General features: G+C 66.4%; 17 protein-coding genes and 1 tRNA gene. 6 read left to right on the top strand and 12 right to left on the bottom strand.

Annotation, left to right across the window (positions count from 1 at the left end):
• Positions 1-113 precede the first annotated feature (113 nt).
• Complete coding sequence (locus ACK4MH_RS14055; protein WP_409719437.1) at positions 114-1,265, top strand: N-acetyltransferase; 1,152 nt, start codon at positions 114-116, stop codon at positions 1,263-1,265.
• Here ACK4MH_RS14055 and mscL read toward each other — a convergent pair whose 3' ends face one another.
• The 6 genes from mscL to aroA form a co-directional block, all read right to left on the bottom strand.
• Positions 1,266-1,688, bottom strand: coding sequence for a large-conductance mechanosensitive channel protein MscL (mscL, locus tag ACK4MH_RS14050; protein WP_409719435.1), 423 nt, complete (start codon positions 1,686-1,688; stop codon positions 1,266-1,268).
• Between the two features lie 38 nt (positions 1,689-1,726).
• Positions 1,727-2,017, bottom strand: a complete 291-nt coding sequence (locus ACK4MH_RS14045) for an integration host factor subunit beta (RefSeq protein WP_135193710.1) — start codon at positions 2,015-2,017, stop codon at positions 1,727-1,729.
• A gap of 245 nt (positions 2,018-2,262) precedes the next feature.
• A complete protein-coding gene (gene rpsA, locus ACK4MH_RS14040; RefSeq protein ID WP_135193711.1) occupies positions 2,263-3,966 on the bottom strand; it encodes a 30S ribosomal protein S1 in 1,704 nt (567 codons plus the stop codon).
• A gap of 196 nt (positions 3,967-4,162) precedes the next feature.
• The gene (gene cmk, locus ACK4MH_RS14035) at positions 4,163-4,807 is read right to left on the bottom strand and encodes a (d)CMP kinase (protein WP_409719432.1); all 645 of its coding nucleotides are present in this window, start codon (positions 4,805-4,807) and stop codon (positions 4,163-4,165) included.
• A 123-nt stretch (positions 4,808-4,930) separates the two neighbouring features.
• Entirely contained in the window at positions 4,931-5,200 is a 270-nt protein-coding gene (locus tag ACK4MH_RS14030; RefSeq protein WP_409719430.1) for a hypothetical protein, read from the bottom strand.
• The gene (aroA, locus tag ACK4MH_RS14025; RefSeq protein ID WP_409719428.1) at positions 5,197-6,504 is read right to left on the bottom strand and encodes a 3-phosphoshikimate 1-carboxyvinyltransferase; all 1,308 of its coding nucleotides are present in this window, start codon (positions 6,502-6,504) and stop codon (positions 5,197-5,199) included. Before aroA ends, ACK4MH_RS14030 begins: the two co-directional genes overlap by 4 nt.
• Before the next feature lie 125 nt (positions 6,505-6,629).
• On the opposite strand from aroA, the gene ACK4MH_RS14020 reads away from it, so the two are divergent.
• Together ACK4MH_RS14020 and ACK4MH_RS14015 are read left to right on the top strand one after the other, a co-directional pair.
• Complete coding sequence (locus ACK4MH_RS14020; RefSeq protein WP_135193715.1) at positions 6,630-7,085, top strand: TIGR02300 family protein; 456 nt, start codon at positions 6,630-6,632, stop codon at positions 7,083-7,085.
• 300 nt (positions 7,086-7,385) lie between these two features.
• Positions 7,386-7,461 (top strand) — tRNA-Ala (locus tag ACK4MH_RS14015).
• Between the two features lie 163 nt (positions 7,462-7,624).
• On the opposite strand, the gene ACK4MH_RS14010 is transcribed toward ACK4MH_RS14015, so the two are convergent.
• Both ACK4MH_RS14010 and rsgA read right to left on the bottom strand, forming a co-directional pair.
• Positions 7,625-7,948: a hypothetical protein gene (locus ACK4MH_RS14010; protein WP_135193716.1), complete on the bottom strand. Its 324-nt coding sequence runs from the start codon at positions 7,946-7,948 to the stop codon at positions 7,625-7,627.
• A gap of 107 nt (positions 7,949-8,055) precedes the next feature.
• Positions 8,056-9,129, bottom strand: a complete 1,074-nt coding sequence (rsgA, locus tag ACK4MH_RS14005) for a ribosome small subunit-dependent GTPase A (RefSeq protein WP_409719425.1) — start codon at positions 9,127-9,129, stop codon at positions 8,056-8,058.
• A gap of 190 nt (positions 9,130-9,319) precedes the next feature.
• Between rsgA and ACK4MH_RS14000 the strand changes: the two genes are divergently transcribed.
• Positions 9,320-9,571 carry a DUF2171 domain-containing protein gene (locus ACK4MH_RS14000; protein WP_055805252.1) on the top strand — a complete coding sequence of 84 codons (252 nt, stop codon included), beginning with the start codon at positions 9,320-9,322 and terminating at the stop codon, positions 9,569-9,571.
• 19 nt (positions 9,572-9,590) lie between these two features.
• Here the strand turns inward: ACK4MH_RS14000 and ACK4MH_RS13995 are convergent, their stop codons facing one another.
• Positions 9,591-10,277 carry a DUF1345 domain-containing protein gene (locus ACK4MH_RS13995; RefSeq protein ID WP_409719422.1) on the bottom strand — a complete coding sequence of 229 codons (687 nt, stop codon included), beginning with the start codon at positions 10,275-10,277 and terminating at the stop codon, positions 9,591-9,593.
• Positions 10,278-10,392: 115 nt separating this feature from the next.
• Here ACK4MH_RS13995 and ACK4MH_RS13990 point away from each other — a divergent pair, with 115 nt between their 5' ends.
• The gene (locus ACK4MH_RS13990) at positions 10,393-10,536 is read left to right on the top strand and encodes a hypothetical protein (protein ID WP_409719420.1); all 144 of its coding nucleotides are present in this window, start codon (positions 10,393-10,395) and stop codon (positions 10,534-10,536) included.
• Between the two features lie 209 nt (positions 10,537-10,745).
• Complete coding sequence (locus tag ACK4MH_RS13985) at positions 10,746-11,408, top strand: DNA polymerase III subunit epsilon (RefSeq protein WP_409719418.1); 663 nt, start codon at positions 10,746-10,748, stop codon at positions 11,406-11,408.
• 278 nt (positions 11,409-11,686) lie between these two features.
• Here the strand turns inward: ACK4MH_RS13985 and ACK4MH_RS13980 are convergent, their stop codons facing one another.
• The 3 genes from ACK4MH_RS13980 to ACK4MH_RS13970 all read right to left on the bottom strand — a co-directional run.
• Positions 11,687-12,865 (bottom strand): SGNH/GDSL hydrolase family protein, encoded by a 1,179-nt coding sequence (locus ACK4MH_RS13980; protein WP_409719416.1) that lies wholly within the window; start codon positions 12,863-12,865, stop codon positions 11,687-11,689.
• A gap of 22 nt (positions 12,866-12,887) precedes the next feature.
• Positions 12,888-13,640 (bottom strand): SDR family NAD(P)-dependent oxidoreductase, encoded by a 753-nt coding sequence (locus ACK4MH_RS13975; protein ID WP_409719414.1) that lies wholly within the window; start codon positions 13,638-13,640, stop codon positions 12,888-12,890.
• Positions 13,641-13,694: 54 nt separating this feature from the next.
• A partial coding sequence (locus ACK4MH_RS13970; RefSeq protein WP_409719412.1) for an MFS transporter occupies positions 13,695-14,761 on the bottom strand: 1,067 nt, incomplete at its 5' end.

The raw sequence follows: 14,761 nt of genomic DNA, 5'->3' as shown, positions 1-14,761 counted from the left end.
GTGCCGCGAAGACGCATCGCCAGCCACAACCTTGAGTGATATATATTGGCGCATATTCTGCACGTCTCACACCCAGGAGAGACCGCCGGTTTCATAATGGGAAGGAGCGCTCGATGTCCGTGCGACCGATCGTCGGATCCGACCATGAGGCCCTGAACCGGCTGCACCGCGACGTGGGCTGGCCCGAGCGGTCGCCGGCCGGCTGGCGCTGGCTGGAGGCCAATCCGGCGCGTCAGGACATCGGGACCCCGGCGGGCTGGGTGGTCGCCGACGACCGGGACGAGGCCGTGGCCATGGTCGGCAACTTCGTCCAGCGGTTCCGGCACGGGTCACGCCGTCTGTATGGGGCGACCGGCTTCTCGATCATCGTTCCGCCCAGCCGCAAGGGCGCCAGCCGCGTGCTGATCCGCACCTTCCTGAAACAGCCGGGCCTGTTCGCCCGCTATACCTTCAACGCCAACGCGCGTTCGGCGCCGCTGTATGGCCTGTTCGGTCTCAAACCCTGGCCGACCGAAACCCATGGGCTGAAGCTGTCTTGGGTGACGGACCGGCTGGCCTGCGCCCAGGGTCGGGTGCTGCGCAGCCTTCTGGGGCGCACCTCGGCGAAGACGGCGGCCCGACTGGGCGAGCAGTTGATGAATGGGCGGGTGTTTCGACAGACGGCCCCGTCCCTGCCGCTGCAAGTGACCGTTTTGCGAGACCTGTCGGACAGCTCGCCCTATGCCGACTTCTGGCGGACGTTGGCGTCTGAGGATCGGCTGCTGGCGGATCGCAGCCCCGAGACCCTGCGCTGGCGCATGGCGGATCCCGACCTGACGCTGAAGCCAATGTTGCTGGCCTGTTTGCGCGAGGGTCGGATCGTCGCAACCGCCATGGCGCAGATGACCAAGACCAGCCTGATCGAGCCGCCCTGCCTGGACATCATCGACCTGGTCGCGCTGGAGACGGCGCAGGATGCGATCGAAGTGCTGACGCAGGCTCTGATCGACAACGCGCGAAACATGGGCGCCGCCAAGGTGCGGTTGCAGATGGTGACGCCGCAGATGCTGGCGGCCCTGGGCGACCTGGCGACGACGGCGCGTCGCGAAGGCGGCTGGGGCCATTGCCACGCCATCATCGACGATCCGGCGCTGGCCTCGGCCTGGGCGCCGACCCCGTTCGACGGCGACTACGGCATCTGTTCGCGCACTCCGCCGGCGCCGACGCGGCTCAGCCGGGCGTCCGCAGCGCACGCAACCGCGCGCGGCCGCGTCTCAAAGGCCTGATCAGACCTTGGGGCGGGCCTTCAGCTCGTCGCGGATTTCGATCAGCAGGGATTCCGTCGCCGTCGGCGCCGAGGGCGCGGGATCGGGCTTGGCCGCTTCCTGACGGCGCAGGACGTTGATCCCCTTGACCACCATGAAGACCACCCAGGCGACGATCAGGAACTGGATCACCGTGTTCAGGAAGGCGCCGTACTGGATCGCCACCTTCTCGATCGCCTCGGTCGCCGGGTTTTCAGCCCGCAAGACCCACTCAAGCTCGGAGAAGTCGATGCCGCCGGTCACCAGGCCGATGGGCGGCATAACCACCTGATCGACCAGGCTTTTGACGATGCCGTTGAACGCCGCGCCGATGATGACGCCGACCGCCAGGTCGACGACATTGCCCTTGACCGCAAACTCGCGAAACTCAGACAGCAGGCTCATGGGACTTTCCTTGGAGGGTCAGAAGGCGTGGCGCAGGATCACGCGTCGCCGGAAGCGTTCAACCGCTCGCGCAGTTCCTTGCCGCTCTTGAAGAAGGGCACGGCCTTGGCCGGCACCTCGACGGCCTCGCCTGTACGGGGATTGCGTCCCGCCCGCGCCGGTCGCGAGCGGACCGAAAGGGCGCCGAAACCGCGCAGCTCGACACGGCCGCCCTCGGACAGGGCCGTGGTCATGGTGCCCAGGATGACATTGACCAACCGCTCCACCTCCGCGTGGGTCAGGTGGGTGTTTTCCATCGCCAGCTTTTCGATCAGTTCGGACTTGATCATCGATGCCCCTGCCAGCGCGTTTTGACAGGCCGTCTCGCCCGCCGTCGATCCAGAAGCCGCACCCTAACCTTCGACCGGCTCTCGAAAAAGCCCTTATCCGCCAATGATGCGCGTCATTCGCAGGAATTATGTCCGCCAGCGAACACAGGGCTGTCCCAGACAGAGAAAAAGGCGGCGGGATCGCTCCCGCCGCCCTCATCTTTTTACGCTACCGCAGAGCGCGCGGCGCTCTGCTGCTTGAGCGTTTAGTCCTTGGTGCCGGCGTTCTTCAGCGCGGCGCCCAGGATGTCGCCCAGCGAAGCACCGGAGTCGGACGAGCCGAACTGTTCGATGGCTTCCTGTTCGTCCTTCATTTCCAGCGCCTTGATCGACACCGAGACGCGGCGCGAGGCCTTGTCCACGGCGGTGATCATCGCGTCGATGCGATCGCCGACGGCGAAGCGTTCCGGACGTTGCTCGTTGCGATCACGCGACAGGTCCGACTTGCGGACGAAGGCCGTCACCGGCGCATCGTCTTCACCGAACTTGACCTCGATGCCGCCCGACTCGATCGACGAGACGGTGACGGTGATCTGCTGGCCGCGACGATAGGTGTCGCCCTCGCCGATCGGATCGCCGCCCAGCTGCTTGATGCCGAGCGAGACGCGTTCCTTCTCGACGTCGACGTCCAGGACCTTGGCCTTGACCATTTCGCCCTTGCGATAGCGCTGGATGGCTTCTTCACCCGACACCGACCAGTCGAGGTCGGACAGGTGCACCATGCCGTCGATGTCGTTGTCCAGGCCGATGAACAGGCCGAACTCGGTGGCGTTCTTGACTTCGCCCTCGACGGTCGAGCCGATCGGGTTGTTGGCGACGAAGGCGTCCCACGGATTGTCCTGAGCCTGCTTCAGGCCCAGCGAGATGCGGCGCTTGGAGGCGTCGACATCCAGAACCACGACGTCGACTTCCTGAGAGGTCGAGACGATCTTGCCGGGGTGGACGTTCTTCTTGGTCCAGGACATTTCCGAGACGTGCACCAGGCCCTCGACACCGGCTTCCAGCTCCACGAAGGCGCCGTAATCGGTGATGTTGGTGATGCGGCCCGTGTATTTGGCGCCGACCGGATATTTGGCTTCCACGCCGTCCCAGGGGTCCGACTGCAGTTGCTTCATGCCCAGCGAGATACGCTGGGTGTCCGGGTTGATCTTGACGATCTGGACCTTGACGGTGTCGCCGACGGCGAGAACCTGCGACGGGTGCGAGACGCGCTTCCACGACATGTCGGTGACGTGCAGCAGGCCGTCGATGCCGCCCAGGTCGACGAACGCACCGTAGTCGGTGATGTTCTTGACGACGCCTTCGCGGACTTCACCCTCGGCCAGCTGACCGACCAGCTCCGTGCGCTGTTCGGCGCGGGCTTCTTCCAGGATGGCGCGACGCGACACGACGATATTGCCGCGCGGACGGTCCATCTTCAGGATGGCGAAGGGCTGTTCCTTGCCCATCAGCGGACCGACGTCGCGGACCGGACGGATGTCGACTTGCGAACCGGGCAGGAAGGCCGAGGCGCCGCCCAGGTCGACGGTGAAGCCGCCCTTGACGCGACCGACGATGGCGCCGTTGACCGGCTGACCTTCGGCGAACACGACTTCCAGACGGGTCCAGGCTTCTTCGCGGCGAGCCTTGTCGCGGCTGATGACGGCTTCGCCCAGGGCGTTCTCGACGCGCTCCAGGTAAACCTCGACGTTGTCGCCGACCTTGGGCAGGGCGCCGTCGTCGCCTTGGCCGAACTCGCGCATGGCGATGCGGCCTTCGGTCTTCAGACCGACGTCGATGATGACGATATCTTTTTCGATGCCGACGACGCGACCGTGAACGACCTGGCCTTCGCCGAAGTCGCGACCCTGAAGCTGTTCGTCGAGCAGCGCCGAGAAGTCGTCGCGTGTGGGATTGAGAGTATCAGACATGAAGCTCTGGTGTTTCCGGTAGGGCTGTGGCGCGCGACCGAACGGCCCCGCGCGAGGTTGACGCCCCTCACACAGCAAAGCGCTGCGCCGAGGCGAGAGGAAAAGATAGGCAGGTCGTCAGGATGCGAGGCCGTTCAGAACGATCAAAACGCCCGCGGAAGCCGAGGATGGGAGCGTTGGATTTGCGATAGAGGGTCTAAAGACCGTGTTTCGCGCGCGCCGCCTCGACGATACGGCGGGCCGCATCGAAGGCCGCCTCTATACCCATATCGGTCGTATCCAGCAAGACCGCGTCGTCGGCCTGGACCATGGGGGCCGCGCCGCGCCCCGCGTCGCGCTCGTCCCGGCGCTGAATATCGGCCAGCATGTCCTCGAAGGCGATGTCGCCCCCCCGCGCCGTCAACTGCTTCCAACGTCGCGTCGCACGAACCTCGGGCGTCGCGGTGACGAACAGCTTGGCCTGGGCGCCCGGCGCGATCACCGTGCCGATGTCGCGCCCGTCCAGCACCGCCCCGCCCGCCTGAGCCGCAAACGCCTGCTGCAGTTCCAGCAAGGCCGCACGCACGCCGGCAAAGCTGGCGACCCGGCTGGCCGCCTCGCCCGCCTCGCCGGTCGTCAGTCGCGCATCGTCCGACAGACCGGCCGCATCCAGCCCACGCGCCGCCTCGGTCGCCGCCGCCTCGTCCTCCAGCGACCCGCCGTCCTCCAGCACCCTCATCCCCACGGCCCGGTACAGCAGCCCCGTATCCAGATGCGGCAGTCCATAGGTCTGGGCCAGGCGCGCAGCGATGGTCCCCTTGCCAGAGGCGGCCGGTCCGTCAACGGCGATGATCAGGGTCAAGCAGGTCTCCGCAGCGCGTGGCGCTTTCAATCTTGGTCCCGAACGCACGGGAGGGCGAACCTGATAGCGAGGATCGCCCAACCAATCCAGCCGCAGGCGTTCAGTTGAAAGCCGCCAACCGGCTCACGTCCAGTCGTTCCAGCGCGCCAGGACGACGACCGCGAACGCCGCCAGGCCCAACCAAACCAGACAGGCGACGCCGTTCAGCGTCACTGTCGAATAAAAGAAGAAATCACCTTCCGCCCTCAGATGGACGGCGCCGTGTCTGCCCCTCACGCTGCCGGTCATCATCCCCTGCCACACGGTCCAGGCCGTCCAGCCGGCCCCGCCCAGACAGGTCAGAAGCGCGAGGACCGCAACGCCGCGATAGAAGACGTCGCGCGTCGGCTTCAAGCGATCCGCCCGCCCAGCCCGTTCATCATCTCGACGAAGCCGGGGAAGCTGGTGGCGATCATGCCAGGCTCGTCGACGGACACCGGCTGATCGGCGGCCAGGCCCAGGACCAAATGGCTCATGGCGATGCGGTGGTCGTGGGCGGTGTGAACCAGACCGCCGCCCCGCACCGGCCCTCCCGTGACGATGAAGCCCTCCGGCTCCTCCTCGACCTGGACGCCGCAGGCGCGCAGCCCCTCGACCATCAGCGAGATCCGGTCGCTTTCCTTGACCCGCATCTCGCCCACGCCGCGCATGACGGTGACACCGTCGGCGAATGCCGCCGTCGCCGCAAGGATCGGATATTCGTCGATCATCGAGGCGGCGCGCGCCTCGGGCACCACCACGCCCTTCAGCGTCGAATGCCGGGCGGTGATGTCGCCGACATCTTCGCCGCCGGCCTCGCGCCGGTTGGTGATCGTCAGGTTCGCGCCCATCTCGATCCAGGTGTCGAACAGGCCGGTGCGCAGCGTATTAAGCATCACGCCTTCGACCGTGACCTCCGACCCCGGCACGATCAGCCCCGCCGCCAGGGGGAAGGCCGCCGAGGACGGATCGCCCGGCACGGCGACGAAGGTTCCGGTCAGCGGCTGACCACCCTTCAGCGTCACCTTCCAGCCCTCGCCCATCTCTTCCACGCCGACCTCGGCGCCGAAGGCCCGCAGCATCCGCTCGGTATGGTCGCGGCTCTTTTCCGGCTCGACCACCGAGGTGACGCCCTCGGCGTTCAGCCCGGCCAGCAGGATGGCCGACTTCACCTGGGCCGAGGCCACCGTCTGCACGTAGGCGATGGCCTTCAGCGTTCCGCCGGTCAGGGCCACGGGCAAACGATCCTCGGCCGCCTGCCAATCGAACGCCGCGCCCATATCGGCCAGCGGTCCGGTCACGCGCTTCATCGGCCGTTTCCTCAGCGAGCCGTCGCCGTCGAAGGTCGCCGTCAGCGGATAACCCGCCGCCGCCCCCATCAGCAGGCGAACCCCGGTCCCGGCGTTGCCGCAGTCGATCACCGACACTGGCGTCGTGAAGCCGCCCGCGCCCTCGATCCGCCACTTGCCGTCGCCCGTCCGCTCGACCTTGGCGCCAAACGCCTCGACAGCGCGCGCGGTGGCCAGAACGTCGTCGCCTTCCAGCAGACCTTCGACCTCAGTCACGCCCGACGCCATTCCGCCCAGGATCATCGACCGGTGCGACATGGATTTATCGCCGGGCGCGCGGACCTTTCCGGTCAGGGCGGACGAACGTCGTGCGGTCAGTTGGGAAGGCATATTCACCCGCTTCAGGCTGTATTGTCGAAACGGCCGCGCGGGCGGCGCGAAAGATGGCTTTTGACAGCGGGTCCAAGGGGTGGCAAGGGACCGCCCCGAATTCAACCCGTTGAAAGTGTCCTCACGTGGCCAATCCAGAACTGGGCGCCAAGCAGGTCTGCCCCAACTGCCAGGCGAAATTCTACGACCTGAACCGTAGACCCGCCCACTGCCCCAAATGCGCGACGGAATTCGATCCGGAAGAAGCGCTGAAGCTGCGCAGCCGCCGCGCTCGCCCCGGCTATCCGGCCGACGACGAGGCTGAAGACCAGGTCAAGGACAAGAAGGTCGACGGCGACGAGGACGAGGAAGAAGACGTCAAGACGCCCGAGATCGACGAGGAAGGCCACGAGCCCATCCTGACGCCGGACGACGAGGACGAGGACGTTCCCGCCGATGCTTCGGAAGAAGCCGGCATGGGCGCGACCGACGGCGACGACGATCTGGCCGACGACGATGACGACTCCGTGCCGTTCATCGAAGACGACGACGATGACTCGATCGACGACGAGATCGCCAAGCCGTCGCGCGACGACGACTAATCTTTCTGGGGCCTACCGCGCTTCGCGCTACTTGAGGCCCGATTTGACGGGCCTCCCACGCTTTGTGTGCCTGGGCTCAGATTCTTGTTGCACCCGCCGCATTTCCCGCTAGGGAAGCGCGGCGGGACAGCAGGCTTTTCCAGCCACTTTGGTTTGAAAAATCTGCGTATTTTCACCTCCGGGAACGCGGTGAAAATAAATCTCGAAACGGGCTTGATCGTAGAAAAGCCCTGACATAGTTTCCGCCGCCTCGCCGGGGGCCATCGCAAGATGAACCGGGCGAACCAGACCGACAGGTCCGGGGCTTTAGCTCAGTTGGTAGAGCGCTTGCATGGCATGCAAGAGGTCAGCGGTTCGACTCCGCTAAGCTCCACCATCGTCACCTCCAAACACCGCAAGGTGTTTGGAGGGACGGCCACCTTCCCTCACATTGATGATGCAACGCAGCGGCGATTTGGCTCGCAAATGAATGCGCGCTTCGTCCGATGGCAGACGCGGCAGGCGGCTCGATCCGAGCCTCCCGCCGCGATCGTCGCCGATCAGTTCTCGACTTCGGTCGACCCTTGCCGGAACTCTTCGGCGGGCACGAAGGCTGAGCCTTCTTCGTCCAGCACCCACACGCCGATCAGGGCGGGATGGTCCGGGGTGACGTCCTCGTCCAGCAGGTCGCCTTCATAGACGCCGACATTGCTGTAATCGAAATCCAGCAGCAGCTGAGCGGCCATGTCGATCATCTCGTCGGCCATGCGGCGCGCATAGCCGACGGCCTCGCTGGCGTCGGAAAAGTCGTCCGTCAGCGTGTTGACCTCTGCGGCCTCGCTGCCCTGGACGGCGCTGGTGGTGACGATGGTGAATGCGGACATGATGTTCTTTCTTGAGTCTAAGTCGCTCACCTAGCCTGTTTGGCGGCGCGACAGGCCTAAATTCTTAGAGGTCGAACAGGTCGAAAAAGCGAACGGGAAAGCCCGGATCAATCCGCGCCGCCCCGATCGTTGCGCTTGGTCGCGCGATAGACCTTCTGAAGCCCGCCCAGCCGCCGTCGTTCGGCGGCCTTGGCGACCCGTTCCGCCTTGTCCCCCGCCTCCGACAGTTCGAGCGTCAGCTTCTGGAAGTGCGCCCACCGCGAGGCCTCCAGCGTCCCGTCCGCCAGGCCCGCCTGCACGGCGCAGCCCGGCTCGTTCGTATGGCTGCAGTTGGTGAAGCGGCATTCCTGCATCAGGCGCTCGATGTCGTCGAACACCGCCCCCACGCCCTCTTCGGCGTCGATCAGGCCCACTTCGCGAATCCCCGGCGTGTCGATGATCAGCCCCCCGCCCGGCAGGGGGATCAGTTGACGGTGACTGGTGGTGTGACGCCCCTGATCGTCGGACGCGCGGATCGCCTGGGTCGCCATCCGGTCTTCGTTCAGGAAGGCGTTGACCAGGGTGGACTTGCCCACGCCGGACGAGCCGATCAGCACGCAGGTCTCGCCCGGCTTCACCTGAAGGCGCAGCGCGTCCAGGCCGACGCCTTCGCGGGCCGAGACCATCAGGACCGGACACCCCGTCTCCAGCGCCGCGACCTGAGCGGCCTCGGCTTGAGGATCGGCGCTGAGATCCGATTTCGTCAGCACGAGCACAGGCCGCGCCCCGCTCTCCCACGCGGCGGCCAGAAACCGCTGGATCCGGCGCGGGTTCAGATCCGCATTCATCGAGGTGACGACGAAGGCCACGTCGATATTGGCGGCCAGGATTTGCACCCGCCGCACGCTGTCGGCCGCCCGGCGCACGAAGGCGGTACGGCGCCGCAGGACGGCATGGATGGTGGCGGTGCGGTCCTGCAGGTTCAGCGACAGCGCGACCCAGTCGCCGACAGCGGGATGGTCGACCTCCTGGGCCTCGTGACGCAGGCGGCCGGACGCCTTGGCCTGAAGTTCGCCCTCGTTCGTGGCGACCACATAGCCGTTGCGATGCTGGAGAACGACGCGGCCAGGCGCGTGACCAGCCTGGGCCTGAGGGGCAAAGGCCGTCGCCCAGGCGTCGGACCATCCATACTGTTCGATCAAGTCAACGGCATCCCTGTCGCCTGCAATCCTCAGCCGGTGCGCTGAGCCGGTCTTGCGGCGCGATAATGCACCCAATGCCCGTCCCTGCCGCCTGTAAAACGCAAACGGCGGACCGTCCAACCGCAACGGGAACGGAATCCTGTCCGACGGGCTCCTGTCCTGTTGTTATTTTCAACCAGGAGAGACGGCGATGAGTGAGATCAAGGAAGGCATGGAGGTCATCGGGGCCGACGGCGTTCACGTCGGCGTCGTGGACCGGGTCGAGAGCGACCGGATCAAGCTGACCCGCCGCGAGAACACCGGCGCCCACGCCGACCACCACCACTATATCGAGAACGGCTTCGTCGCCGGCGTCGAGGGCGACAAGGTGCGCCTGTCGGCCAACGCCGATGTCGCCGTCACGCTCGAAGAAGAAGAGTCCGGCCGACCCGTCGATCTCTGATCGAAACGGCGGCGACGCCTCAGAACAGCGTCGCCGCCAGATTGACCGTCAACGCCAGGATGACGGCGTTGAAGAACCAGGCCACCAGACTGTGCAGGGTCGCCAGGCCGCGCAGCTTGCGGCTGGAAATCTGGATGTCGGCCGTCTGGTTCGCCGCCCCGATGATCAGGCCGAAGTGCAGGAAGTCCCAGTAGTCGGGCTCCTCCTCGCCGGGAAACATCAAGCCGCCCTGATCGCCCCTGCCCTGATCGCCTTGGCCGTGCTCGCGCGGGGCATAGAAGCCGTGGGCGTAGTGCAGGGCGAAGATGATGTGCACATACAGCCACGACAGCCCCACCGTGCCGACAGAAAAGACCGCCTGCCCCACAGTCGGCTTTCCGCCGCTCGCCACCATGGCCAGGACCAGCACCACGACACTGGCGACGGCCGCCGCCATGCTGAGCGGCAAGACCAGGGCCCCCGCCTGATCCAGTTCGGCCGCACGGCGCCGGATCGCGTCCTGAGAGCGCGCCCTGAACACATGGTAGAAGGTAACGATCAGAAAGGCCGCGACACCCGCGTCCCAGCCCGCCGCCAGCCTGAGCGGCCAGCCGAAGCCCGCCGGCGTCAGCGCCGCCACCGCCGCCAGCACCAGCAGCCCCAGCCAAAGGGAGAAATGCAGACGGAACAGGCGCGCGACAAATCCCATGACTTCGAGATCGCCCATTCCACGGCCCAGATCCAGCGAACGCGCATCCGGCGCGCCACAAACAATTCGAGTAAGGCGCGCACTGACCGGCGGCGTCATACAAGTGTCGCTTATCGTTTCGGGGGAAACGCAAATGCTGGTGTCGATCGTGATCGGCGAAGCCCTCTATCTGGCGCACCGCTGTCGGCGGGCGCTGATCGCCTCGCCCGTGCTGCTGGTCGGCGCCTGGGCGGTGATGGCGGTCATGCCTGACGGCCCGGCTCACATGCCCAACTGACAGCTCCAAGGGCCGCCCTCCTCCTCGGCGGGACCAAATCGCGGGCGTGACGCGTTACCGTCCCTGAGCTGCGCACAGAGGACGCCCTGACCGACATCGACGCCGCTTCCCACCCCGATGCCGGCCTGCCGCCACGCATCCGCGTCATCGACCTGGAAACCGCCGGCAACGGCCCTCAGGACGTATGCGAGATCGGCTGGCAGGACGTGGTGAGGGAGGCGTCGGGGGTCTGGCGCCTAGACGAGACGCGCGGCGCGCGCTTCGTCGATCCGGGCCGCCCCATCTCGCCGGACACCATGGCCATCCATCACATCCAGGACGCCTGGGTCCAGGGCGCGGGCTACTGGAGGGCGGTCGCGCCGCCGATCCTTCGCCCCGACGACGGCGTGATCGCCCTGGCCGCCCACCGCGCGGCGTTCGAGCAACGGTATTGCACTGCCGCCCTGTCAGGGGGCGCGGACTGGATCTGCACCTGGAAATGCGCCCTGCGGCTCTGGCCCGACCTGCCCCGCTTCTCCAACCAGATGCTGCGCTATCTGCGACGACCCGAAGGCCTGGTGCATGAGCTGGGTCTGCCGGCCCACCGCGCCCTGCCCGACGCCTATGTCACCGCCCATCACCTGCGCGACATGCTGAACCAGACGACGGTTGAGCAGTTACTGGCGTGGAGCCGCGAGCCCGGCCTTCTGCCGCGCGTGCCCGCCGGCGCTGAACGCGGCAAGGCATGGAGCACACTTGATGTAGAGGCGCTTGAGATGATGAGATCGGGTCGGGATGCCGACATCGCCTTCACCGCGATGACCGAGTTGCGCCGGCGCGGCGTGCTGGCGGATGAGACCGCGACGACGCCCGGCCAAGGCCAGCTGCTGTAATAGTCAGGCGCAGGCTGAGACGTCGCGAGCGCTGCGTGGCGATGATCTGCGGGGCGCGCTCGATCACAACGACATGTCCTGTGCGGCCGGCATAATGACTGCGGGCTGCTACGAGGCCGGCAAGCTTTATCTCCAGAACCGCCAACTGCGCGACTACGCGCGTGCAAGGCAGAGCTTGGCGCCCAGGTGACCGAAACTGAGCATCATTTCTCCGAGGGCCAGACAATCCTATCGCCGGCCCTGGGTGGGAAGAATGGGCCAGGTCTGGATCGGCTCATTCATTTTGGCCCGCACCCGAAGATCGACAAATCCACCGCCTCGGCCATCAGGGCATAGCCTGCGTCATTGGGATGCAGCCGGTCGTCGCGACTGGCGTCTGCCCGAAAGCGTTCCGGCTTTGCCGGATCACGCACGGCGGCGTCGAAGTCGATGACGGCGTCGAACACGCCGCCGGTTCGGATGAAACGGTTCAGGGACTGGCGTGTCGCCTCGGAGAGGGGCTCGTAGCGTTCCGACCCTTCGAACGGCGTCAGGCTGCCGCCGACGACCTTGATCCCGTGTTCATGCAGTCGCGCCACGATCTGCCGATAACCGAGCTCCATGTCCGCAGCGTCTCGTCCGGGGCGCATCAGGGGGGCGCCGCTGTGGCGGATGTCATTGATGCCTTCGAGCAGGATGACGAAATCGACCTCGGGCTGAGCGAGAACATCCCGGTCGAGCCGCGCCAGCGCGCTGTGGCTGCGGCCATGGTCCATGAGGCGGTTGCCGCTGATGCCCTGGTTGAGCACCACGACCTGTCCCGGACAGGTCTCCTCGAAGCGTCGCGCCAGGACCGACGTCCATTCGAGATGAGCCCCGAGGGTGGCGGTCGCGCCTTCGGTGATGGAATCGCCGAGCGCAACGACGATGGTCGGCGCCGCCTCCCGCGCTCCGTAGACGGCGGAGACCACGTTCTGACGACGGGTCAGCCGGGCCTCATCGTCCACGTCGGCAAGGCCGGCGACGACCCGGACCGGCGTACGTCTGACGGCCGGCCGCGTCGCCTCGGGGAAATACAGGCTCAACGCCACGTCGGCGAAGGCCGGAACGGCCAGAGCCACCGGATCGCTGATCAGCGCCGCCCCGACGGGGACGACGATGTCGGACCGACCGTTGAACAGAACCGGAAGCGCGCCTCCACCCTGCCCAACCTTTCGGACGGCGAGGCGGGACACATGCAGGGGCGCATCCCCCAGTTCATTGCTGATCCGGAACCGCAGCGCCTCTGCAGAGGCGCCGAGCCGCATGTCCTGGCGCACCGTTTCTGCATTGAACTGAAGCGGAGCTTCCGGTGTGCCGTCCCGGCGATCCGGAGCGGGCGATGCGGTCCACAGGGGAACCCAGACCTCGGCCGCCGCGCCCCCCGCCGCCGTCAGGGCGGCGGCGGCGCAGACGCTCGCAAACAGATGTTTCAGCATAGGTCCCCTCCAGAAGGGCGCGTCAGGAGAACGACGCGCCGCCGTTCACATCGATGTTGGCGCCGGTGATGTAACCGGCCGCGTCCGAGGCCAGGAAGACCGCGGTCTCGGCGGCCTCCTGCGGACGACCTTCGCGGCGAAGCGGAACGCTTCCGGCCACCGCCGCGCGCACCTCGGGCTTGGTGAAGTCGTCGTGGAATCGCGTCGAGATCATGCCGCAGCACAGCGCGTTCACGCGGATGCCCTTGGGCCCCAGCTCCTTGGCCATGGCGCGGGTAAAGGTCATGACGGCCGCCTTCGAGGTCGCGTAAATCGCGGCGCCCGGTCCGCCGCCGTCGCGCCCGGCCAACGACGCGAAGTTCACGATGGCGGCGCCCTCGCCCATGTGCGGCACGACCGCCCGCGTGGTCAGGAAGACCGAGGTCATGTTCAGGTTCATGACGGTGTGGAAGAAGGCCTCGTCGATATCCGCGAGCGGTTTGCGCGCGACCATGCCGCCGGCCGTGTTGATCAGAATGTCGATCCTGGCGCCGAAGGCGGCTTGGGTGGCGGCGACCAGGCCGTCGACCGCCGTCGCGTCGGTCACGTCAGCCTTGTGAACGATCGCCGTGCCGCCAGCGGCCTCGATCAGGCGCAGTGTCTCTTCGGCGCTCGCGGAATCATTGGCGTAGTTGATGCAGACCTTGGCGCCTTCGGCGGCAAGCTTCAGCGAGACCGCGCGGCCGATATCGCGGCCGCCGCCGGTGACGATGGCCACCTTGTTGTTCAGGGTCATGGTTGTCTTGTCCTTTGGAACGGGGGGAGGTTGAAAAGTCAGCTCTGGTGGGCGTCAGGATTGGTCGCCGACAACCGGGGCGGCCGGTCCATCGACCTTTTCGATCCGGCCGGTGACGAACCAGATCGCCGCCAGCGACAGCGGCACGAGCGCCGCCACCAGGATGAAAATCGGGGCGTAGGAGACCTTGGTCATGACGGGCACGAGCCAGGTGGTGATCAAGGTGCCGGCGACCGCCGCCATGCCGCCGATGCCCGCCAGAGACCCCACAGATTTGCCGTGGAAAACATCGCCGGGAAGGGTCTGGATATTGCCGATGGCGATCTGAAACCCGAACAGGACGCCGGCGATGGTGAGCACCGCCACGGTCGGATCAGAAGCCAGGACCGCGCCGAGCAGCGCGGGCCCCATGATCACGCAGCCCAGGGTGATCGTCCACTTACGGGCGCGGTCGATGCTCCAGCCGGAACCGATGAGTCTTCCTGAAAGCCATCCGCCGAACAGGCTGCCGAACATGGCGCCGACGAACGGCACCCAGGCGAAGATCCCGATCTGCTTGATATCGAAGGCGAAGGTTTCCGCCAGATAGATCGGCAGCCAGGAGACGAACAACCACCAGATCGGGTCCAGGAAGAAGCGCGAGATGACGATGCCCCAGGACTGGCGGTGCGACATCATCTGTTTGAGGGTGGGCGTATAGGCGGCCGCCGCAGCCTGCCCCGTCTCTTCCGGCGCATCCAGAATAAGCGCGCGTTCTGCAGCATTGACCCAGGGGTGGCGGTCAGGCCCCGCCCGGTAGATGACCAGCCACGGCAGGACCCAGACGAAGCCGAAGGCGCCGATCAAAAGGAAGGTGCCCTTCCATCCCAGCGACAGGAAGAGGAAGGCGATCAGCGGCGCAGAGATGATGGCCCCGATGGAGGCCCCCGCGTTGAAGATGCCCTGGGCGAAGGCCCGTTCCCGAGGCGGAAACCATTCCGCGTTGGCCTTGACCGCGCCGGGCCAGGCGCCGGCCTCGCTGATCCCCAGCATGGCGCGGAAGACGCTGAATGCCGCAATGGAGCCGGCCACCGAATGCAGGGCGATGGAGATCGACCAGACGCCGATCGACCAGGCGAACC

It is taken from the genome of Brevundimonas sp., assembly GCF_046295075.1.
Classification (GTDB): domain Bacteria; phylum Pseudomonadota; class Alphaproteobacteria; order Caulobacterales; family Caulobacteraceae; genus Brevundimonas.
This window is presented reverse-complemented; position numbering and strand designations above follow the sequence as displayed.